Annotated in this window: 18 protein-coding genes and 1 pseudogene; 8 read left to right on the top strand and 11 right to left on the bottom strand. The window is 28.7% G+C overall.

Annotated features, from left to right (window positions below; genetic code table 11):
• Positions 1-13 precede the first annotated feature (13 nt).
• Positions 14-679: an AAA family ATPase gene (locus BPP43_RS01700; RefSeq protein WP_013243213.1), complete on the top strand. Its 666-nt coding sequence runs from the start codon at positions 14-16 to the stop codon at positions 677-679.
• Between the two features lie 10 nt (positions 680-689).
• Here the strand turns inward: BPP43_RS01700 and BPP43_RS01695 are convergent, their stop codons facing one another.
• Positions 690-1664 (bottom strand): substrate-binding domain-containing protein, encoded by a 975-nt coding sequence (locus BPP43_RS01695; RefSeq protein ID WP_014932914.1) that lies wholly within the window; start codon positions 1662-1664, stop codon positions 690-692.
• Between the two features lie 250 nt (positions 1665-1914).
• Here BPP43_RS01695 and BPP43_RS01690 point away from each other — a divergent pair, with 250 nt between their 5' ends.
• The 3 genes from BPP43_RS01690 to BPP43_RS01680 all read left to right on the top strand — a co-directional run bounded on the left by BPP43_RS01690 (position 1915) and on the right by BPP43_RS01680 (position 6325).
• Positions 1915-3270, top strand: a complete 1356-nt coding sequence (locus tag BPP43_RS01690; RefSeq protein ID WP_015273974.1) for a family 4 glycosyl hydrolase — start codon at positions 1915-1917, stop codon at positions 3268-3270.
• 110 nt (positions 3271-3380) lie between these two features.
• Entirely contained in the window at positions 3381-4964 is a 1584-nt protein-coding gene (locus BPP43_RS01685; protein ID WP_013243216.1) for an alpha-glucoside-specific PTS transporter subunit IIBC, read from the top strand.
• A 35-nt stretch (positions 4965-4999) separates the two neighbouring features.
• The gene (locus tag BPP43_RS01680; protein WP_013243217.1) at positions 5000-6325 is read left to right on the top strand and encodes a 6-phospho-alpha-glucosidase; all 1326 of its coding nucleotides are present in this window, start codon (positions 5000-5002) and stop codon (positions 6323-6325) included.
• Between the two features lie 434 nt (positions 6326-6759).
• Here the strand turns inward: BPP43_RS01680 and thrB are convergent, their stop codons facing one another.
• From thrB to BPP43_RS01665, 3 genes and pseudogenes are all read right to left on the bottom strand, one after another.
• Complete coding sequence (gene thrB, locus BPP43_RS01675; protein WP_015273973.1) at positions 6760-7719, bottom strand: homoserine kinase; 960 nt, start codon at positions 7717-7719, stop codon at positions 6760-6762.
• A 3-nt stretch (positions 7720-7722) separates the two neighbouring features.
• The gene (gene thrC / locus BPP43_RS01670; RefSeq protein WP_015273972.1) at positions 7723-8778 is read right to left on the bottom strand and encodes a threonine synthase; all 1056 of its coding nucleotides are present in this window, start codon (positions 8776-8778) and stop codon (positions 7723-7725) included.
• 682 nt (positions 8779-9460) lie between these two features.
• A pseudogene (locus tag BPP43_RS01665) lies at positions 9461-10122 on the bottom strand (suppressor of fused domain protein).
• 340 nt (positions 10123-10462) lie between these two features.
• On the opposite strand from BPP43_RS01665, the gene BPP43_RS01660 reads away from it, so the two are divergent.
• Genes BPP43_RS01660 through carB (BPP43_RS12800) form a run of 3 tightly spaced genes read left to right on the top strand, consistent with a single transcriptional unit; the run spans position 10463 to position 14733 of the window.
• Entirely contained in the window at positions 10463-11548 is a 1086-nt protein-coding gene (locus BPP43_RS01660; protein ID WP_013243221.1) for a carbamoyl phosphate synthase small subunit, read from the top strand.
• Complete coding sequence (carB, locus tag BPP43_RS12805; RefSeq protein WP_289844193.1) at positions 11541-12998, top strand: carbamoyl-phosphate synthase large subunit; 1458 nt, start codon at positions 11541-11543, stop codon at positions 12996-12998. Before BPP43_RS01660 ends, carB (BPP43_RS12805) begins: the two co-directional genes overlap by 8 nt.
• The gene (gene carB, locus BPP43_RS12800; protein ID WP_493526477.1) at positions 12976-14733 is read left to right on the top strand and encodes a carbamoyl-phosphate synthase large subunit; all 1758 of its coding nucleotides are present in this window, start codon (positions 12976-12978) and stop codon (positions 14731-14733) included. Before carB (BPP43_RS12805) ends, carB (BPP43_RS12800) begins: the two co-directional genes overlap by 23 nt.
• A 26-nt stretch (positions 14734-14759) precedes the next feature.
• On the opposite strand, the gene BPP43_RS01650 is transcribed toward carB (BPP43_RS12800), so the two are convergent.
• From BPP43_RS01650 to BPP43_RS01640, 4 genes are all read right to left on the bottom strand, one after another.
• Complete coding sequence (locus tag BPP43_RS01650; protein ID WP_015273970.1) at positions 14760-15155, bottom strand: hypothetical protein; 396 nt, start codon at positions 15153-15155, stop codon at positions 14760-14762.
• A 114-nt stretch (positions 15156-15269) separates the two neighbouring features.
• Entirely contained in the window at positions 15270-15398 is a 129-nt protein-coding gene (locus BPP43_RS12520) for a hypothetical protein (RefSeq protein WP_015273969.1), read from the bottom strand.
• 140 nt (positions 15399-15538) lie between these two features.
• Positions 15539-16309, bottom strand: a complete 771-nt coding sequence (locus BPP43_RS01645) for a hypothetical protein (RefSeq protein ID WP_013243225.1) — start codon at positions 16307-16309, stop codon at positions 15539-15541.
• Between the two features lie 111 nt (positions 16310-16420).
• Positions 16421-18025, bottom strand: a complete 1605-nt coding sequence (locus BPP43_RS01640; RefSeq protein WP_015273968.1) for a gamma-glutamyltransferase family protein — start codon at positions 18023-18025, stop codon at positions 16421-16423.
• A 164-nt stretch (positions 18026-18189) separates the two neighbouring features.
• Between BPP43_RS01640 and BPP43_RS01635 the strand changes: the two genes are divergently transcribed.
• The gene (locus BPP43_RS01635; protein ID WP_014932904.1) at positions 18190-19392 is read left to right on the top strand and encodes a pyridoxal phosphate-dependent aminotransferase; all 1203 of its coding nucleotides are present in this window, start codon (positions 18190-18192) and stop codon (positions 19390-19392) included.
• Between the two features lie 47 nt (positions 19393-19439).
• On the opposite strand, the gene BPP43_RS01630 is transcribed toward BPP43_RS01635, so the two are convergent.
• From BPP43_RS01630 to BPP43_RS01620, 3 genes are all read right to left on the bottom strand, one after another.
• Positions 19440-21326, bottom strand: coding sequence for an AAA family ATPase (locus tag BPP43_RS01630; RefSeq protein ID WP_015273967.1), 1887 nt, complete (start codon positions 21324-21326; stop codon positions 19440-19442).
• A 238-nt stretch (positions 21327-21564) separates the two neighbouring features.
• A complete protein-coding gene (locus tag BPP43_RS01625; RefSeq protein ID WP_013243228.1) occupies positions 21565-21993 on the bottom strand; it encodes a rhodanese-like domain-containing protein in 429 nt (142 codons plus the stop codon).
• 90 nt (positions 21994-22083) lie between these two features.
• Complete coding sequence (locus tag BPP43_RS01620) at positions 22084-23829, bottom strand: CASTOR/POLLUX-related putative ion channel (RefSeq protein ID WP_041752803.1); 1746 nt, start codon at positions 23827-23829, stop codon at positions 22084-22086.
• Positions 23830-23832: the final 3 nt, after the last annotated feature.

The following is a 23832-nucleotide window of genomic DNA, read 5'->3' as shown; positions in this document are numbered from 1 at the left end:
AGGTAAATGTTAAATGAAAATATTCTATATCATATCAAATAAGAAACATAGCGGTAAAACCTATTTAGCTTCTAATATACTAGAATCAATAAAAATGTTGGGTAAAAGTGTTTGTTATTATAAACCTTTCGTTATGGAGGTAAAAGATAATAAACTATTTGACTGTGAATATATAAAAAATACTACAACATTAAATGCCTCAGATATTTTTGTCTCTTATGCCACAAACGGAAACCTCTCGCCTCTTCATAGTATAAATACAAAAATAGATGAAAGAGATGTTACAGATTTGATAGATGAATGCAAAAAAACTTATGATTATATGGTATTAGAATCTCTATGCCTATATGACCCAATAAAAGAAGATTATAATTTCTTAGATTTAATAACAGATATAGAAAGAGAAAATGAAATACAAATTATACCTTTAATAGAATATGATACTAATGTAATTCATTCTAGTTTTGAACAAGTTGAACTTTTTCATCAAAGGGGTTTTAAAATACCTTTCATAGTTATAAATATAAAAAAAGATGTGTTTGTGCAAAATGAAGTTATAGGCTATATTAGAAGTCAAATATCTCCAATAAAATTGCATACAACCATATTTGATGATTTAGCAGATAAGTCAAAAATCATAGAAATAAAATATCCTAATATAATAAAAGATTTAATATAAAACTTTTACACTATATTTTTATAGAACTTTTCCTTTCTACAACTTCTGGATTATAAATTATTTTTGAAGATTTTTCTGTAAATAATTGCCCATTTCCAAATAATATATATTCTACGCTATACAATATCTTTTCGTACAATTTTTGGTCTATGGAACTTAATCCTAGAAACTCAGATATCTCTAAATTATCAAATCCTATAACACCAATATCCTCCCCCATTTTATACCCCAATTCATTTATAGCCTTTATTCCGCCTATTGCCATTTGGTCGCAAAAATAAAATATAGAATCTGCATCTTCATTATTTAAAACATTTTTTGTTGTATAATAAGATTCTTCCATAGAAAAGTTTTTAGTAGTTATTAACTTGCAATCTATATTAAAATCATTACATGCCATTTTTACCCCATCATATCTCTCTTTAACATCTCCGCTTAAATCATGATGCGTAATAAATACAGGTTTTCTCCAATTATTTTTATATAAATGCTCAATAGCTAATTTTCCGCCTAAATAGTCATTAACATCTATATTAAGCCCATATTCCTGCTGCGGCATATTTAAAAATACTGTAGGAATCAAAAAATCATTTGTACTCTCTTCTGTTTCTGTTGCCAAACTTATTATACCTCTAACATCATTCCATGTCTTTTTATTTTTCTTTAATAACACATTTAAAGGTATATTATCAGTATTTTCATATAATCTTATAGGAATATTATATTTTAAAGTTATTTTCTGAAGATATTTAATAATATCAGAAACTACCATTAAATTATGGTCTCTAATTATAAACAATATATCTCTATAATCTGTCTTCACAATAGACCTTAAATCTTCTGGATAATATTTAGCTAAAATCGACATTATTTCTCTAAAAGTATCAGTATGTAGTTTTTCCGGACTATAAAAAAATCTTTTCACAGTAGTTTCAGCAATATTAAGCATACTAGCAATATTCTCTATTTTTTCTTTCTGCCCCATTGTGTTTCCTTAAATTATTAAGCGATTAATAGATTTTTTATATTATAGAATATTTTTTTATAATAAACAATATAAAAATACAGAGCCAATACTTCTTTTTATCAAAAAAATGATACTTTTTTAAATAAAAAATGAAAAAAATTTAATCATTTTATTGAAATGCAAGCTTTTTTGAATATAATATTATTATGTAATAATGAAACAAATAATATATTAATATTAAAAAACACATTATTTTAAGGAAGATAATATGAAATTTGTTTTAGTTGGTGCAGGAAGTGCACAATTTGGATGCGATATGCTTGGAGACATTTTCTCCACAAAATCATTAGAAGGCTCTCATATAACTTTGCTTGATATTAACAATAACGCCTTAAAAAAGGTATATGATTATGTAAGAGAGTTTATTGAGGCTAACAAATTGAATTTTAGTGTTGATGCTACTACAGAGAGAAAAGAGGCATTTAAGAACACTGATTTCATTATAAGCTCTATAGAAGTGGGAGATAGATTTCAATTATGGGACGAAGATTGGAAAATACCTATGCAATATGGAATACATCAAGTTTATGGAGAAAATGGAGGAGCTGGAGGAGTATTTCACTCTTTGAGAATTATTCCGCCTATTTTGGATATAGTAAAAGATGCTATGGACATATGTCCTAATGCTTATATATTTAATTTTTCAAACCCTATGACTGCAATATGTACTGCTGTAAAAAGGGCTTATCCTAATGCAAAATTTATAGGCATGTGCCATGAGATAGGCTGGCTTCATAAATGGCTTCCAAAAATACTAAAAAAGAATTATGAGGATTTTGAAATAAAAGCTGGCGGGCTTAACCATTTCAGCTGTTTATTAGAGATAAAAGATAAAAAGACAGGAAAAGATTTGTATCCTGATGTATTAAAAAACGCTCATAGTTATTTTGAGCATGAAGTAGGCTATAGTGATTTACTAAAATACGCTAAAGCAAATAATGCATTTTCTAAAACAGAGAGTTTTGACCATTCTATAGAAGAGAAATTGAAAGGTGAGTTTATATGGGCTGACAGAAGATTATTAAAAGTGATATTAGAACAATATAAATTATTACCTATAACAGTTGATAGTCATTTTGGAGAATATATAGCTTGGGCTTGGGACGTTGTTGATCATAGAGGTATATTAGACTTTTATGAATTATACAGAACAGTTCTTTCAAAGGCTGAGCCTAAAATAGAATTAAGAGTAAAAGAGAGAGCTTCAAGCATAATAGATGGTATAGTTACAAACAATAAATACACAGAAGAAGCTGTAAATATTTTGAATGACGGATTAATAGAAGATTTGCCTAATTGGATAGCAGTTGAAGTACCTGCTGAAATAAGCAAAGATGGAGTTAAGGGCGTTAAATTAAACAATATATCTAAAGGATTTTTATCTCTTCTAAGAAACTATGTGAGTGTATATGATTTAACTGCTGAGGCTGCTATACATCATAAAAAAGAATATGCAGTGCAGGCTATACTTGCTAATCCTGTAGTTAATGTATGTAAAAATACAGAGGAAATGCTAGATAGAATGATAGATAATCAAAAGCCATATTTAGATTATTTAAAATAATATTATTTTATTGGCATTAAAAAGTGAGGTTATGAAATATTTTGTACTTTTAACTTAAATATGTAAAAGATATTAAAACATAAAAAATTTAAAAGTTAGGAGGATATAAAATGTTTGCAAATATCGATTTAAGAGCTAGTTTCCAAAAATTTGGGGCGGCTATGTTTGTGCCTGTACTGTTATTTTCTTTTTCTGGTTTAGTTGTAGGGCTTACTATTATTTTTAAAGACCAATCTATAGTAGGTAATTTGGCAAATCCAGACGGCATATTTTACAAGGTAATTTTTATAATAGAAGAAGGTGCTTGGACTATATTTAGAAATATGCCTTTATTTTTCTGTTTGGGTATACCAATAGGTCTTTCAAAAATGGCACCTGAAAGAGCAATATTAGCAACTTTAATATGTTACTTATCATACAATTATTTTATAGCAGCAATACTTAACTTTTGGGGTCCTCAATTTGGAGTTGATTTTACTCAAAATCCAGGCGGAGTAAGCGGTTTAACTTTAATAGCAGGAATCAAAACATTAGATACAAGCATAATAGGTGCTATATTCATAGGTGTAGTTATAACTATGATTCATAATAGATTTTATGAGACAAAACTTCCTGATTATTTGGGAGTATTTCAAGGAACATCTTTTGTGCATATTATAGGTTTTTTTGTTGTATTAGTTTTAGCATTTTTAACTTGTTTAATATGGCCTAAAATACAAGCTTTAATAGCTTCAATGCAAAACTTTTTAGCAAATGCAGGAGGTGTAGGAGTATTTATATATACTTTTTTAGAGAGAATATTAATCCCTACAGGACTTCACCATTTCATTTATGGACCTTTTATTTATGGACCTGCAGTTGTACCGGAAGGTATAGAACCTTATTGGATAACACATGTTTCTGAGTTTTCAAATATGGTAGAGCCTCTTAAACAATTATTCCCAGAGGGAGGATTTGCTTTACATGGAAACTCTAAAGTATTTGGTGCTCCTGGACTTGCTTTGGCTATTTATTTTTGTTCTAATAAAGAAAACCGTGAAAGAATGGCTGCTTTGCTTATACCTGTAACATTAACATCAATACTTGTTGGTATTACAGAGCCTTTAGAGTTTACATTCTTATTTATATCTCCTTTCTTATTTTTAATCCATTCTATATTGGCAGCTAGTTTAGCTACAGTATTATATGAGGTTGGAGGAGTAGTAGGAAACTATGGTGCTGGTTTAATAGGATTTATTACACAAAACTGGATATTTGCAATGAAAAATCATTCTTCTATGGTTATAGCTCATATCATCATAGGTCTTATATTCACTGTTATATGGTTTTTAGTATTTAGATTTTTAATATTGAAATTTAATATTCTAACACCCGGAAGAGGCGAAAGCAAAACTAAGCTATATACTAAAAAAGATTATAAAGAAAGAGAAGCTAAAAAATCAAGCTTTGAAGAACAGGCTGCTATTTATTTAGAAGCATTAGGAGGAAGAACAAATATAGAACATGTTACCAATTGTGCTACTAGATTAAGAGTAACTGTTAAAGATATAAATTTAGTTAAAGATGTAGAATATTTTAAAGAAGGCGGTGCTCATGGACTTGTAAAAAAAGGAAATGCTATACAGATAATAGTAGGTTTATCAGTTCCGCAAGTAAAAGCAAAATTTGAAGATCTTTTGAAAAAAAGTGAGTAATAATTTTTAATAAATTTTTTTTAAGGAGTAATAAAATGAAAAAACATTCAGTTGTTATAGCAGGCGGCGGAAGTACTTTTACGCCAGAGATTATATTAATGCTTTTAAGTGAAGAAGGAAGATTTCCTTTATCAGAATTAAAATTATATGATAATGATGCAGAAAGGCAGGCTATAGTTGGAAATGCTTGTGCTATCATCATGAAAGAGAGAGCTCCTCATGTTAAGTTCTCTTTCACAACAGACCCTAAAGAGGCTTTCACTGGAGTAGATTTTGTTATGGCTCATATAAGAGTTGGTAAATATGAAATGCGTTCTTTAGATGAAAAAATACCTCTTAAATACGGCTGTGTAGGACAAGAAACTTGCGGAGCTGGCGGTATGGCTTATGGTATGCGTTCTATAGGAGGAGTTTTAGAGCTTATTGATTATATGGAAAAATATTCTCCTAATGCTTGGATGCTTAACTATTCTAACCCTGCTGCTATAGTTGCAGAAGCTTGCAGAAGATTAAAACCTAATTCTAAAGTTTTAAACATCTGCGATATGCCTGTTGGTATAGAAGATTTTATGGCTACAATATGCGGATTAAAATCTAGAAAAGAAATGCAAGTTAGATATTTTGGTTTGAACCACTTTGGCTGGTGGACTAGCATAATAGAAAAAAGCACAGGCAGAGATTTAATGCCTATATTAAAAGAACATGTTTCTAAACATGGATATTTACATCCTAGTTTGGAAGGACATATGGATGCTGATTGGCATTCTACTTATGAGAAAGCAAGAGATGTTTTTGCTGTTTCTCCAAACTTTATGCCTAATACTTATTTCAAATATTATTTATTCCCTGATTATGTTGTAAGCCATTCTGATATTAATTATACTAGAACAGATATGGTTAGAGACGGCAGAGAAAAAAGAGTATTTGGTGAATGCAGAAGGATAACAGAAGCAGGCACTGCTAAAGATTCTACATTTGAAGTAGGAGGACATGCTACTTATATAGTAGATTTAGCTTGTGCTATAAGCAATAATACAGGTGAAAGAATGTTATTAATAGTTCCTAACAATGGTTCTATAATAAACTTCGACCCTACTGCTATGGTTGAAATACCTTGTATAGTTGGCTGCAATGGACCTGAACCTTTAGTAATGGGAGAGATTCCTAGATTTAATAAAGGTTTAATGGAACAACAGGTAGCAGTAGAGAAATTAGTTGTTGATGCTTGGATAGAAGGTTCTTACTTGAAAATGTGGCAAGCTATTAGTATGTCTAGAACTGTTCCTAGTGTTGAAGTTGCTAAGAAAATATTAGATGAACTTATCGAAGCTAATAAAAAATATTGGCCAGAATTAAAATAATATAATTAATCATCAATTTTTAAGGGGCTTTAAAAAAGCCCCTTTATTATATTTCAGTATATTCTAAAATAACTATATCTTTTATATAAGTTTTTTTATTCAACTTTTTTGTCGCTCTCGCGGTGCGGACTTAGTCAAAAAGTTGCAAAAAACGCACATACTATAGCTAATGTTTTAGGAATATGTATTAAGTATGAAATAATACATTTATTTTAAGCTAAAAATGCAGCCTTTTTGCTTCTTTGCGGCGGCAAAAGAAGTGGGGTGTGGGGCAAAGCCCTGCAAATAATAAAAATAAAGAAAATTAAAAATTTGCAGTAAAACAATTACTATATATCAATTTTTTATTGTTCTTTTCCCGCAGCATACGCTCTGCGGACTTCGTCAAAGAACCAAAAAGTGCAAGGTAATAAAATAATACTAACTATATTGTATTAAATAACTACTATCCCTTTGTTTGGTATATTCAAAACTTTTATTTCTGATTCTATTTTCTTTTTAGCAAAACTTTCTTTCATAGCATTAGAAACTTTTTTAATAATATTTTCATCGTTTTTAACTAATGCTAATATTGATGAACCTGCACCGCTAATAGTAACAGAATAAGCTCCTGCTTTTTTTGCTTCTTTAAATAATTCTTTAAGCCCTGGTATAAACTTAGCTCTATAATCTTGATGTAGTTTATCATCTGTTGCCACTTCAAGTAAATCAAGTTTATTTGAAGACAATGCAGAAGTAAGAAGTGCTGCTCTTGAAATATTAAATATAGCATCTTTAAAACTTATTTCTTTTGGCAGAGCATTTCTTGCTTTTTCTGTACTTAAATGAAAGTTTGGAATTGCAACTATTGCTTTTAAATTTTTTGGAGTATTAATTTTAACATATTTAAAATCTTCATTTTTGCGTACAACACCAGATATAATTCCTCCAAGTATGGCAGGGGAAACATTATCGGGGTGTCCTTCAAGCTGAACAGCCATATTCAATATATCATTTTCAAGAGAGAGTTTATTTCCTAATATATAATTTGCAGAAAGAAGCCCTCCAATAATTGCTGCAGAACTGCTTCCAAGCCCTCTTGATAAAGGTATTCTGTTTATACATTTTATAATATAGCCTTTTTCTGGCTTTGCTTTTAGTTTTTTGTATACAAGCTTCATGGCGTCAAGTATCATATTATTGTCTTTTGATATCTCATTTTCGCCCTCGCCTATTATTTCAAATTCTATTTTTTTAGAGTTTTCATTTTCGTATATATGTATTTCATTATACAAATCTAAAGCAAGCCCTACACTATCAAATCCAGAACCAATATTGGCAGATGTAGCAGGAATTTTAAAAGTTACAAGTTTTTTATTTTTTGATATTTTATTATTATTTTTTTTATTATTCATAAATCATATTCCTATAGCTTTTCTTATCTCTTCTATATTGTTATCAACTTTTATAGGAGCAGAACAAATCTTTATTGCATTATCAGGGTCTTTAAGTCCATTTCCTGTAAGTACAGAAACTACAACATCACCTTTTTTAAGTTTACCCGCTTTGTAAGTTTTTATAACTCCAGCCAAAGAAGCAGCAGAAGCAGGCTCAGCAAATATACCCTCTTCTCTTGTAAGCATTTTGTAAGCCTCTAATATTTCATCATCAGTAACAGAGTCTATAAAACCATTAGATTCATTAGCAGCATTAACAGCTAACTTCCAACTAGCAGGATTACCTATCTTTATGGCAGTAGCCAAAGTTTGAGGATTTTCTATTACTCTGTTTTGTACTATAGCAGCAGAGCCTTCAGCCTCAAAACCTATCATCTTTGGTAAGTTTGATACCTTTCCGTTTTCTTTATATTCTTTAAAACCCATCCAATATGCAGATATATTTCCAGCATTTCCAACAGGTATAGCCAAATAATCAGGAGCTTTTCCTAAAGTATCGCAAATCTCAAATGCAGAAGTTTTTTGACCTTGAAGCCTAAATGGGTTAATAGAGTTTACCAATGTAATTGGGTATTTATTTGTAATATCCACAACAGCCTTTAATGCTTCATCAAAATTACCTTTAATAGCTATAACCTTAGCACCATACATCAAAGCCTGTGCTAATTTTCCTAAAGCAATATTTCCATCTGGAATAACCACTATACATTGAATACCGCTTCTTGCTGCATATGCTGCTGCAGATGCAGAAGTGTTTCCTGTAGAAGCACACATTATAGCCTTTGAGCCTTCTTCAAGTGCCTTAGCAACTGCCATTACCATTCCTCTGTCTTTAAATGAACCTGTAGGGTTAAGTCCGTCATATTTGAAATATAATTCTATGCCTCCAAGTTCTTTTCCTATCTTTTCTGCTTTTATTAATGGAGTATTTCCTTCATGCAATGTTATTAATGGGGTTTTATCTGTAATTGGTAAATATTCTCTATATTCTCTTAAAAGTCCGTTCCATGCTTTCATAATATTATCCTTTTTAATGTTATTAACTTATAAAAATTAATAATTATTATTAATAGTATTTAATATAGAATATAATATAAACAACAATTTTTCAAGTTTTAATTACTATTAAACAAATAATTTTTTTATATAATGTATATTTTATTCAACTTTTTCCCGCCGCAAAAAGTTGCAAAAAGTGCAAGTACTATAGCTTTGTCATTTGGAATATATAAAGCTAAAATAATATTTATATTTTGTTATATATAAAAAGCTATACTCTATTAAATGCAGTCTTTTTGGTTCTTTGTGCCAACAAAAGAACTGGGGTGCGGGGCAAAGCCCTGCAAATAATAAAAATAAAGAAAATTAAAAATTTGCAGCATATAGTAAAACAATTATTATATATCAATTTTTTTGTTGTTCTTTTTCCCGCAGCAAAAAGTTGCAAAAAGTGCAAATGGTTTAGCTTGGCATGTTTGGAATATATAAAGCTAAAATAATATTTATATTTTGTTATATATAAAAAGCTATACTTCATTAAATGCAGTCTTTTTGGTTCTTTGTGCCAACAAAAGAACTGGGGTGCGGGGCAAAGCCCTGCAAATAATAAAAATGAAGAAAGTTAAAAATTTGTAGTATATACTGTTTCAAAATATTTGATAAATTATAATTTAGTTTTTTAATAATCAATTTTTATAATTTATAATAAAGATTCTCTACTATAATCTGTTATGTCTGTTCCTATTTTTTGAGCCAATTCTTTTACTGTAATTTTTTTATTCATATATAGCATTAAGCTCAGCATCTGTCGCCCCTAAAAGCTCAACAAAAATAACTTTTCCATTTGGAGTATTTATTTCTCCTGCTTCATCTGGTATAGTGATAAAGCCTGTGATTCTTGATTTCTGTTCGGCATCAATTCCTTCTTTTTTGTTTAGTCCATATATATTCATAAGGATTGAAAACCGCACCGCTTTCAAATACATATTTTGCTAATTGCTGTAAAAATCCTACTGCAGTTTTTATTTCATTATCTTGAGTATCATCATCTTTTGTATTATTAATTTGTTTTTCATTCATTTTTAATTTGAAAGTAAGTTCAAAACCAAATCCGCTATACTCTTTATTCTCTGATTCTTTTTTATAAAGTTCACTGAATCCGTAAGTAACAAAATGATAGTATCCATTTCCTCTGTAAATACTTATTCCGTCAAGAGGGTCTTTTCCGCCTAGCATATAACTTATTATAGGTCTGTAATGCAGAGGTTCTTTTTGTTCAGGATATATTTTCTCAAATGTTTCTGTGATAGCGTCGAAACCTGATGTATTTATCTCTTCGTTTAAATCTTCATTACTCATCATTTTATTCTCCGAATTATTATGTTAATTATTATAAAATACAGCATAAATAATAATTTTTCAAGGCTTTTATTAAAATATAAATAATTATTATTTAATTTATTTTGTTTTTATAAAAAATGATTGTAATATTAATTATATATGTTATAGTTGTTGAGAATAAAAACAAATTAAAACAAGGTTATGATTTTTAAACGATTTACAATAAAAAATATTCTGCGAATTAAGCAGTTTTATAATAATCTTAGAAAAAGATTGGAGATTGACTTTCGGTTGATTTCCAATCTTTTTTTTATTTCAACTAAAAATCTAAAAAAAATTTAGAATAATAGGAAGGCAAAATTTGAAACGTTATTTAATACTTGAAGACGGAAGTCATTATGAAGGCATTGGTTTTGGTGCTGATAATTTTAAAATAGGTGAATTAGTTTTTAATACATCTATGACTGGTTATCAGGAAGTGTTATCCGACTTATCATACTGCGGGCAAATAACTGTTATGACTTATCCTTTAATAGGAAATTATGGCATAAACAGAGATGATTTTGAAAGTCTTAATCCAGCAATATTTGGTCTTATAGTAAAAGAGGCTTGTAAAAGTCCTAATAATTTTAGGAATGCAGAAAGTATAGATGAGTTTTTGAAACTAAAAAATATTCCTGCTATAGAAAATATTGATACTAGAGCTATAACCAAAAAGATTAGAGAAGTAGGAACATTAAAAGCTATAATGAGTGACACTATAGAAAATAAAGATGATATAGTAAAAATGCTAAAAGATACACCATATATGAATGACCATGTTAAAAGAGTTTCTACAAAAAATGCATTCCCTATACCAAACAGAGGAAAAAAAGTTGTATTAATGGATTTTGGTGCAAAGCTTGGAATAATAAGAGAGTTAAGCAAAAGAGATTGCGATCTAATAGTAGTGCCTTATGATACAGATTCTAAAACAATAATGAGTTTAAATCCTGACGGAGTAATGCTTTCAAACGGACCAGGAGACCCAAAAGATGTAAAAGAATCAATAAATACAATAAAAGAGCTTATAGGAAAAGTGCCAATATTTGGAATATGTTTGGGGCATCAATTAATAAGTTTGGCATGCGGTGCTAATACAATTAAATTAAAGTTCGGACACAGAGGAGGGAATCACCCTGTTAAAGATTTGGAAACTAATAAAGTAAGCATCACAAGTCAAAATCATAGTTATGCTGTTGAAAAAGAGAGTTTAGTAAATACAGACTTAATTTTAACTCATATATCTCTAAATGATGAAAGCTGCGAAGGGTTAAAACATAAAAAATTCCCAGTATTCTCTGTTCAGTATCACCCAGAATCTAACCCCGGACCAGAGGATAGCAAGTATTTATTTGATAAGTTTATTGATATGATGAATAATAATTATGGAGAGAAAAATGCCTAAAAGAACAGATATAAAAAAAATATTAGTAATTGGTTCAGGTCCAATAATTATAGGACAGGCTGCAGAGTTTGATTATGCTGGTACTCAGGCTTGTCAGTCTTTAAAAGAGGAAGGATACGAAGTTGTGCTTATCAATTCAAATCCTGCTACAATAATGACTGATGCCGCTATAGCAGATAAAGTTTATATAGAGCCTATTAATTTGGATTTTGCTAAGAGAATAATTTATAAAGAAAGACCTGATGCAATATTAGGTTCTTTAGGCGGGCAAACTGGTTTAAACTTGGTTGTTGAACTAGCTGAAAGCGGAATACTAGATGAATATAATGTTGAAGTATTGGGAACAGATTTGAATGCTATAAACACTGCAGAAGACAGAGAACTTTTTAAGAAGCTTATGAATGATATAAACGAGCCTGTGCCAGAAAGCGTAATTGTGCATAGTGTTGAAGAGGCAATAGAGTTTGCAAACAAAATAGGCTATCACTTGGTTGTACGTCCTGCATATACACTTGGAGGAACTGGAGGCGGATTTGCACGCAATGAAAAAGAATTAATTGAGATATGTGAGACTGGATTAAAAATAAGCCCTGTTCATGAATGTTTGGTTGAAAAGAGCATTGCGGGGTACAAAGAAATAGAATATGAGGTTATGCGTGATAATAATGACAATGCAATAGTGGTATGTAATATGGAAAATGTTGACCCTGTTGGAATACATACGGGAGACAGCATAGTGGTTGCTCCTTGTCAGACTTTAAGCGACAGAGAAAATCAAATGCTTAGAAATGTGAGTCTTAAAATAATAAGAGCTTTAAAAATATGCGGTGGCTGTAATGTGCAGCTTGCATTAGACCCAAATAGTTTTAAGTATTATATAATAGAGGTTAATCCTAGAGTATCTCGTTCAAGTGCTTTGGCTAGTAAAGCTACAGGATATCCTATCGCTAAAATAAGTGCAAAAATAGCAGTGGGTATGACTTTAGATGAAATACTTAACCCTATCACTAAAAAAAGTTTTGCTTGTTTTGAGCCTTCTATTGATTATATAGTTACAAAATTCCCAAGACTTCCATTTGATAAATTCCCTAACGCAGACAGACAATTAGGCACACAGATGAAAGCTACAGGAGAAGTGATGAGCATAGGAAGAAATTTTGAAGAATCATTTCTAAAAGCTGTTCGCTCTCTTGAAATAAAATGTGACCATATAATTCATAAAGATGTTTCTGAATATACCACAAAAAAATTATGGGAACGTATTGAATTAAGAGATGATTTGAGAATATTTATTATAGCCGAACTTATAAGACGAAAAGAAGATATAAAAGACATAATAGACATCACTCATATTGATAAATTCTTTTTAGATAAAATAAAAAACATAATAGAGTTAGAAAATAAATTATCTAAAAATAAAATAGGATATAGATATTTTAAGAGAATCTAAAGAGAGAGGTTTTTCAGACAGTTATATAGCCAAAGTTTGGGGAGTGGAAGAGATTGATATATACAAATTAAGACATAAAAATAATATAGTTCCAGTATACAAAATGGTTGATACCTGTGCGGGAGAGTTTGAAAGTGAAACTCCCTATTTCTACTCTACTTATGAGAAAGAAAATGAATCTATTAAAAGCGATAAAGAAAGCATTATAGTTTTAGGTTCTGGGCCTATAAGAATTGGTCAGGGAGTGGAGTTTGATTATTCTACTGTGCATTCTGTTATGACTATAAGAGAGGCAGGTTATGAGGCTATAGTGATAAACAATAACCCTGAAACAGTATCAACAGACTTTTCAATATCTGACAAACTTTATTTTGAACCTCTCACTATAGAAGATGTTATGCATATAGTAGAGCTTGAAAAACCTAAAGGGGTTATTGTTCAATTTGGAGGTCAGACTGCAATAAATCTTGCTGAAAAACTTGTAATGCATGGGGTTAATATACTTGGTACTTCTTTAGAAAATATTAACAGAGCTGAAGACAGACATGAGTTTGAAGAGATGTTAAAAACTCTTAATATACCTCAGCCTAAAGGTGAAACTGCTATAACAGTTGATGAGGCTTTGGTTATAGCAAATAAAATAGGATATCCTGTTTTGGTGCGTCCTAGTTATGTATTAGGCGGGCGTGCTATGGAGATAGTTTATAATGATGCTGCTTTAAAAATATATATGGAAACTGCTGTAAAAGAAGTTAGCAATAAAGCTCCTATATTAATTGATAAATATATTGTAGGAAAAGAAATAGAAACTGATGCTATTTCTGACAGTGAGCATAATGTATTTATACCAGGCATAATGGAGCATATAGAGAGAGCTGGCATTCACTCTGGAGACTCCATAAGTGTATACCCTCCTCAAACTATTTCAAAAAAAGTAAAAGACAGTATTATTGATTATACAAAAAGAATAGGAGAAGGATTTAATTTTATAGGGCTTTATAATATACAATTTATAGTTGATAAAGATGATAATGTTTATGTTCTTGAAGTTAATCCTAGAAGCAGCAGAACAGTACCTTTCTTAAGCAAGATAACTAATGTTCCTATGGCTAATATTGCTACAATGTGTATACTTGGCAAATCATTAAAAGAACAAGGGTATAATGATTTATATAAAAAAGAATCTAACAAAGTATTTGTTAAAGCTCCTGTATTTTCTTTTGCTAAATTAAGAAAAGTAGATACAGTGCTTGGTCCAGAGATGAAAAGTACAGGTGAAGCATTGGGGTTTGATATTAACTTTGAAAAAGCACTTTATAAAGCACTAATTGCAAGCGGAATAAAAATACCTCTTCAAGGAAATGTGCTTCTTACAATAGCAGATGATGATAAGCCTGAAATTATAGATATGGCAAAGCGATTTTCTAATATAGGCTATGGAATATATGCTACAAAAGGAACTGCTAATTTCCTTAGAAAAGAGGGGCTTTATATAAAAGAAGTTTCAAAGATTCACGAAACAGGATTTGAAGATATAATAGATACTATAAGACTAGGCAAAGTTGATTATGTTATTAATACAATAGCAACCAACAGCAAAACTCATTCTGATAGTTTAGAATTGAGACGTGCTTCTGCTGAAAATAATATATCATGTATTACTTCATTAGATACAGCATATGCTTTGCTTAGAGTAATAGAATCTATGAACTTTAGTATAATGCCTATTGCTTAATTATATTTAAATATTTTTGCTAATTACTAAGCATAAGCATCAACATTATTTCCCTTGTCTTTTGGGGCTGATATTGCTGACTTTGTTACGCCTCCAGAAATATATACTCTTTTACATTCTGGGCATATAGATGTGTTTAATGTAACATTTTGAAATAATACTTCACCTCCAGACTTTTGAGCATTTCTTTCATTGTTTGCAACGTGCTCTTGTTCATGAGAGGCTACAGCTGATGGTGCATTAGATGGGCTTATACGTGTTGGCGTTTTAAAAGATACTCCTATATCATTAGAACCATCTTGATATGTTCTATTGGCACAAGTTTTACATACACCTACTTCACTTATTGGAGTTTTTTTGTTTGCTGAAACAGCTGAAATATTTACAATGTTATTTGAATTTCTATAAGCACCTATTTCCATTATAAACCGCCTTTCTAATTACTCTAATATATTATAAACCCATAAAAATAAATATCAAGGAATTTTAAAACTCAATTATTCAGTTTAAATTATCTCTAATTCTCCACTCATACATTAATTAAACTCATCAAAAGTTTTTATATTATCTTTTAATACTGCCTTATAATACTCTATACCCATTATTTTTATATTGTCATGAGTATCATATTTTAATATCGTTCTTCTGTTTTCTTCTGTAAGCATATTTATTATATCGTTGAATACATTTTAAAAATATTTTTTATATAAATACTTTCTAATATAAAAAAGAAATAGCCCAAATAAATGGACTATTTCCTTTCTTAAATAACAAAAATTATATAATAAAACTTATATGAATAAAATTATTTTGTACTAGGACCAAACTTAAATCCTACCTGCAACCCTATATCAAAACTAGAATAAGTAACATCTTCAACTGCCAAGAAATTACCAAACTGAGGATAATTACTAATAAAATTATTGTTTATAGAATACACTGTAGGCTCTAAACCAAAATCATATCCTAAATATAATCCCACATTAATAGCTAAGTTTTGTGCAAAGAATATAGAATAATCAAAAGTTAATTTTATATAAGGTATAACTTTGGTAATAAAATTACTGGAAATATAATTATAATCAATTTTTGTACTGCCTTTAACACTTCCTATTTTATAATAATATTTACCACCTAAAGGCACTTTCACTCCAGCACCAATACCTATAGCAAAATTATAAATATTAAACTTTGGAAGTATTCCAACTTGAAGGCTTTCAAAAGTATAAGTATCAGAAATATTTTTATCAAGCTTGCTTATATAAGAATAACTATCATGGCTATAACCTAACTCTCCAAGCACACTCACACCCATATTATTATTAATAGCAAACATATATCCAAGCTGAGCAGAAACACCAGCATCTAAACCAATGCCGTTATTTTTACCAATAGCATTTCTAACTTCACCATTATGAAGATTATTATAATACTCTCCCCAATCAGTTAAATCATAATCATAAACTCCAAAACTCATGCCAACAGGCACATTTAAAATAAACTCAAATCCGCTAGCCGCAAAACTTGTAGCTGTTATAAAAATAAAAGCAAAAATAGAAAATATAATTTTTTTCATAAATTGCACCGCCAATTTTATAATATGTTATATATTATATTATAACTTTTTCATAAATTTTTCCATAATTTTATACATTTTTATTTACAAATACAAAAAAATAAATATTTTCTAATATCCAATAATAGCAGAATCGGTTCTATAGTCGCACCCGCCATATAATACATTATTCTCATTTCTAAATACTATCTGACCTCTTCCAAAATATCCAAAACCATTTAATTTGTCTTTTTTTATTATATTATGCCCCTTACTCTGAAGCTCTGATGCTAAATTACTATCAAAATTATGTTCTAACTCTATATTTTTTTCACCCACCCATTGCCATCTTGGCTTATCTAAAGCACTTTGAGGATTAAGATTATCATCTATCATATTTCTTAAAACCTGCAAATGACCCTGAGGCTGCATAAAAGCCCCCATTACTCCAAAAGCCCCAATAGGTTTATTATCTTTGCATAAAAAACCAGGTATTATAGTGTGATAAGGCTTTTTTCTTGGTGCTATAAAATTTGCTGATGATTTATCTAATGAAAAATTAGCTCCCCTATTATGTAGTGCTATCCCTGTCTCTGGTATCACTATTCCAGAACCAAAGCCCATATAATTACTCTCTATAAAAGAAACTATATTTCCATAAGAATCAGCAGCTGCTAAATAAACCGTATCTCCGCTATTAAATATATAATTTGAAGGCTCTAATGCTTTATTTTTAGTTATAAGTTTTGCCCTTTCTTTGGCATACTCTTTTGAAAGCATTTCCTCTATTTTTACTTTCATATGCCTTTCATCAGCTATATATTTTTTTGTGTCTGTGAATGCAAGTTTTAATGCTTCTATATCATAATGCGTATTTAACTCATCAAAATTGCTAAGTATATTTAATGCCATTAATACTGTTATGCCATGACCATTTGGAGGTATTTCATAAACATCATATCCTCTATAGTTTGTAGTTATAGGCTCTACCCAAGTCGGATAATAATCATTTAAATCATCTTTAGATAAATAGCCTCCATATTTTTTCATAAATCTATCTATCTTTTCAGCAATCTCTCCCCTATAAAAACTCTCTGCATAAGTATTTCCTATTTCAAATAAAGTTTTCGCATGATGAGGAAGCTTTACAATACTTCCAACTTCTGGAGCTTTGCCTTTAAAACTAAAAGTGTCAAACCAATATTTAAACTCTTCTTTATTATCAGAAACCTTCAAATAATTATTAAAAGCAATATTCCAATCGAAAGCTACTTGCGGCTGTAATGCATATCCATCTTGGGCATATCTAATAGCAGGCTCCAAAACTTCCAACAATTTTAACTTACCAAATTTTTTACTTAAAGAAGCCCAAGTTGCAGGAATGCCGCCAACAGTGATAGGTATTAGTCCATAATGAGGAACGCTATCTAAATTAAGCGACAATATTTTATCAACATCTAAATTTTTTGGTGAAAAGCCGCTTCCATTTATAGCATGCAATTTATTATCAAAATAAACTATAGCAAAAGCATCTCCTCCAAGACCATTAGAAGTAGGCTCTACAACTGTCAAAGCAGCAGCAGTTGCAATGGCACTGTCTATTGCATTTCCGCCCTTTTTTAATATTTCAATACCCGCCTCTGTTGCTAACACATTACTGCTTGCAACCATTCCCTTACTTCCAAATACAACATTTCTAGAAGAACTATATTCATTATTATAAAAATTAAACTTCATAAAAATACCAAAAAATATATTTATTTTAATTATATACTAATAAAAAAAATAAATCATCATTAAAAGCAAATAAATCTAATAATAAAAAGTAATTATTTGTATATTGACAATTTTTATTATATACTCTAATATTACTATATATAATAAAGTTTTTGGAGATAAAAATGGAAATATCGCAAAGAATTCAAAGGCTAAAAACTTCGCCTGTAAGAAAGTTAAACCCCTATGCCGAAGAAGCTGTAAAAAAAGGCATAAAAATCTATCATCTTAACATAGGTCAGCCTGATATTGAAACACCTAAAGTATTTTTGGAAGCTATCAGCAAATATAACGGTAAAACCCTCAAATATGAACATTCAAGAGGTATGAAACCGCTTATAAATAAAATACAAGAATACTATGAGAAAAAAATAGGCGTACATTATGAAGAAGATGAAATTAACATCACTAATGGCGGCAGTGAGGGATTATTATTTACTTTACTAGCTATTTTTGATGAAGGTGATGAAATATTAGTGGCAGAACCTTATTATGCTAATTACAATAGTTTTTATGATGTATTAGATATAAAAAGAAATGCCGTTCGTACTTATGCAGAACAAGGATTCCACCTTCCAAATCGTGATGAGATAGAAAAGCATATTACTCCAAAAACCAAAGCATATATGTTTTCAAATCCTTCTAACCCTACTGGGGTTGTATCTACAAAAGAAGAGCTTGATGATATTGCTTATCTTGCTAAAAAGCACAATATGTTTATTATAAGCGATGAAGTTTACAGAGAGTTTGTTTATGGCGACAGAAAGGCTATAAGTTTTGGTACTTACAAAGATTTAGCAGAAAATGTTGTTATAGTTGACTCTATATCAAAAAGATTCTCTGCTTGCGGTGCTAGAATTGGATGTGTAATAAGCAAAAATAAAACATTTAGCACTGCTGTATTTAGAGAATGTCAGGCTAGATTATCTGCTCCTACACTTGAGATGGTTGGCGCTGCTGCTTTGTATGACTTGCCTGATAACTATTTTGAAGATGCTAGAAAAGAATATGATAACAGAAGAAAAATCATGTTTGAAGAGCTTACAAAGATGGACGGCGTTGTAATGAAAGAGCCTGAGGGAGCTTTCTATGTACTTGCTAAACTTCCTGTAAAAAATGCTGAAGATTTTGCTATTTGGTTGCTTAAAGACTTTAATCTTGATGGGGAAACTGTTATGTTTGCTCCTGGTGAAGGTTTCTATGCAACTGCCGGCTTAGGTAAAGATGAAGTGAGAATGTGCTATGCATTAGAGGCAAGAGACATAAAAAGAGCTATGGAGATTTTGAAACAGGGCTTAATTAAATACAAAAAAGAAGTAGAAAAATAATTTTCTAAAATAAATAAAGGGGCTGTGATAAACAGTCCCTTTTATTTTTATTGATTATCTCCTATATGAGAATATTTATTTATAACTCCAAAGAAATTATTAATAGTAGTTTGAGATATAAGCTTGTTCTCATAGTAATCTATTATATTATTTTTAAATAAAGCAGAAGCGAGTGCATCTTTATTATTTTTATTTATTTTGTAAGTTTGTTTGTCCTTATAATCAAACAAATCTTCTATTGTAATGAAATTAGGATTAATATCTTTAAGCTGAGTTATTCTTAAATTTGTATTTTTTGCTAACTCAGTAAATTGGTCAGCAGAATTATCTCCGTCAATTAAGAGAATTGGATTTTTTGATAATTGGGATAAAGATTTTATTATATCATTTTTCTGTCTTTCATCATTAGGTCTTCCAACTCCATTAATAGGCATAAAAGCAATATTTATTTCTTTATTTTCTATATGCTCCAATAATAATTTGAAAGCTGTAAGATAATTATAATCTGTAATCCCTTCAACATATATTATTCTTGTGTCTCTTGTAATATCTATATGCTTAACACCGAATGCATTAATAATTTTTTCTAATGAATCTACTTTGCCGTAAGTTGCAGAGAAATCATTTTCTATTTTTACACCTATTCCATTTTGTTTTACTTCTACTATTTTTAATTCATCTAAATAATTAATGTCAGCAAAATAAGGAATTTGTATAGATGTAATTATGGTAATACCATTATCTTTTGCAAACTGTTTTAAAAATTTTCTTAGTTCTTTTATTAGAGGTACAGACAAATGTTGTTCAGGCTCATCAATAATGATAATATCTCCTTTCTTTAATTCATTAGGATTTATTGTATTGAAAAATAAGCTAAAAAACCAATTAAAGCCATCAGATTCATTATCTAAATTTGTAAGCCCATTTTTAGTTTCAAAATAGATTCTTATATAGTTAGTTTCTAAAATTATTTTGAAAACATAGTCATTATTAGATTTATAAAGCTCATTGAATCTTTTGGATATAGTATCTTCAAAGAGCCTATTTATTTCATTTTCTTTTTGTTTTGAGAAAGATACATCAGATACTATATAATCATAATTATTTATTAAATATTTATATGTTTCCATATTACTAGTAGATTTAAATAATGAGTATAAAAAAGAAGAGTTTTTTACATTATCTTTATTTATAGTTAACTCTTCATTTTTTATATTTAGTTTATTATGAACATATACCGATGTTATCTCTAATTCACAATCATATTTCATAATATTATTAATAAACTCATCATTAGGATCAATAATATTGTTTTCTATATCTCTATAAGCTTTTTGAATATTAAATTCGTATTTTTTATAAAAATTATTTATATTATAGTAGTCACTATCTAACAAACATTTTAAGAATTTACCTTTATCAATATATGTATATTCATTTTGATAATATATTTTTGTTAAATAATTAATTATATATCTATTTATTTCTTCATCATCAAATAACATTTCTGAATATATTTTTTCTAATTCTTTATTTTTAATTAAAATATTATAAATTATATTAGTTAAATCATTTATTTTTTCTAATTTCCATACAAGTTTATCATTTTCAATTTTCCCTATATATATATTTCCGCTATCTGTTTCAATAAATATTTCTAACTCTGGTTTGCATTCTAAAAAATCATCTATTTTAGGGTTATCTCTTTTATCATCTATGCCGCCTTTAAATGCTTTTTCTACCGCTGAGAGTATGTTGCTTTTACCAGTGCCATTTGCTCCTATAATGCTTATCAATCCACCCTGACCTATATCCCCATTAAGATATAATCTGCCATACTTTACTTCATCTTCTTTTTCTTTATCTGATGCTTCTTCATTTATTATTACAGGGTTAATATTTCTAAAATTTTTAATTGTTACGTATCTTTTCATAAATACTCCCTTATAATTTTTTATTTGCTTTTATCTTTATTTGTAAGTCTCATAACATAATTAAATTTAATATTTTATATTTGATATATTCATAGTATAGCATATTTATAAAAATCTCAATATTTTTATATTAATGATTTATTTTAAATACAAATTAAAAGAAAGTGATTTATATACAAATAAAAAAGAGGCTGTAATAAAACAGTCTCCTTTATTTTGTTTAGTTAAAAATTATTTTTTATTTTAAAGCAGCATTCAATTCTGTATATCCGCCGTCTTTAAGATAATTCACATTTTTAAATCCATTGTCAAGCATATATTGAACTGTTTTGCCTGAACGTCCGCCGCTTTTACAATAAAACATATATTTTTTATTTTTATCTAATGACAATATTTTTTTAGCATAGCCTTTAGCTCTATAGTCAATATTAATAGCACCTTTGATAGTTCCTGTTTGCTTTATCTCTTCTGGTGTTCTAACATCAATTAATACGATGTTTGGATCAGACTTCCATAAAGATATAAAATCTTTAACAGCTAAGCCATTTTTATTGACAACTTTCACATTGTCAAGCTCGTACACAATCTCATTAGTTTGTGTTGTTTGGGCATTAGAAATAATTGTTGTTATTAATAATGCCAAGATAATAAAAATATTTCTTTTCATAGGTATACCCCTTAGTAGTATTTTATATTATTATTAGACGAATATATATAATAATAAGTTCCCAAAATATAAAAATAATTTTTTAATTTTTTATATATAGCTTGTTATTATTATGATTATTTCATCTTTGCTGTCTAATAAAAAGTCTTGAGTAGGATTTAAAAGTATATCATCATACCTTTTTATTCCTATTATAATAATTCCCCTATCAAGCAAATCAAAATAAGCATCTTTAAAAGTTTTATTATCATTAAAATATTTTGAATATGATGATATTATTATGTCTTTTCCATTTTTACTTAAAAGCCCATAAAACAAATACAATATATTATAGTCAATAGAAGCCTGAGCCATAAGCATACCTATTAACTTACCGCTTACTATAAAATCTCTAACATCATCAGAATATATTAAATTCCTTTTCTGTATAGAGTCTAATAAAGATAATATAGATAATTGTATATTTTCTTTTTTTATTATTTGTCTTATGATAAGAAGTATATTTATGCTTTTTGCATCTGTTATGCTGTCTTCAGATATTAAAACTATTTTTGTTATATTAGAGCTTTTTATTTTCTCCAATAAGAATTGATATTTGTTTTTATGCATTTTTATGGCATCATAACTTAAAGATTCTAAGTTTGCATTTTCTATATATTCTTTTATCTCTCTTACAACATCATTATTGTTTTTCTCTTCAGATATTAACAAAATATTATGAATTATATTATTGTTATTATATTTATCATTTTTATTTGCAGTTATGATATCGTTTTTATCATTATTTTTATAGAGAGTAACTAATTTATCATTTTTCTTTATTATATATTTACTGTCAGGTACTTTTAAAAACTCCATATCATTTTCTATTATACCAACAAGTATTATTCCTTTATTCATATATTTTAAAGCAGCTTCTTCAAATATATCATCTTCAAAATTATGATTGCTTTCTATTTTAAAATCATTGCCATCATTAGAAAATAAATCTTCATAAACGCTGCTAAGACCTGTATATATAATGCTTTGAGAAATAAGTTTATATAATAATTCATATTTATAAAGTATATGCACAGTAAAATTTTCATCTTCCATAGATTTTATTATTTCTATAGTATCTTCATTATGAACCAAAAGGCATATATTTATTTTTTCCTCATTACTGCCATCTCTCTCTTCATTTAAAATCTTTTTTAATGCAAGTAAAATATTCAATGACTCAGTATCATCATTATTAATAATAGATATACTAGAACATTTTTTTATATTAAGAAGTTTTATATTTTCTATTCTGCTAGTAGAGCCTTCTCTTATAATAATATTAGATTTTCTATAACCTTTAATAAAAGAAACTCTCTTCCTAATAATATCAACATTATGCTCAGAAAGTAATACTATATTTTTAATTTTTGCAATTAAGAACTCTTCTATAATAGTAAGTGCCTCTTCTCCATATCCAAGTATTATAGAATGCCCCTTTTCCATAATGAAAGCATTACCCTTACTTAAATTGTTTATTCTATCTTGCAATGCTTTATTAATCATAGCAATAAGAGAACCCCAACCGCATACACCTATAAAAGTAACCATTAAAAAAGTAATAACAAGTCCAAAACTTCCGTCTACAGATGATATATTACCAGTATCTATAAATTGCATCAAACTATCCCAAAAAGCATCTTTTATAGGATAATTAAAAACTAGTATTATAAAAGCAGAAACTATTAAAAGAATAATTATTATAACGCAAACTAAAAGCATTAATTGATAGAATAAGCCTTTATTAAGCATTCTATCAATTCTATACTTAAAGTATTTAAATATTTCTTTAATCATATT

This window comes from Brachyspira pilosicoli P43/6/78 (assembly GCF_000325665.1).
Taxonomy (GTDB): domain Bacteria; phylum Spirochaetota; class Brachyspiria; order Brachyspirales; family Brachyspiraceae; genus Brachyspira; species Brachyspira pilosicoli.
Note: the sequence above shows the minus strand (reverse complement) of the source record. Positions and strands in the feature narration are given on the sequence as shown.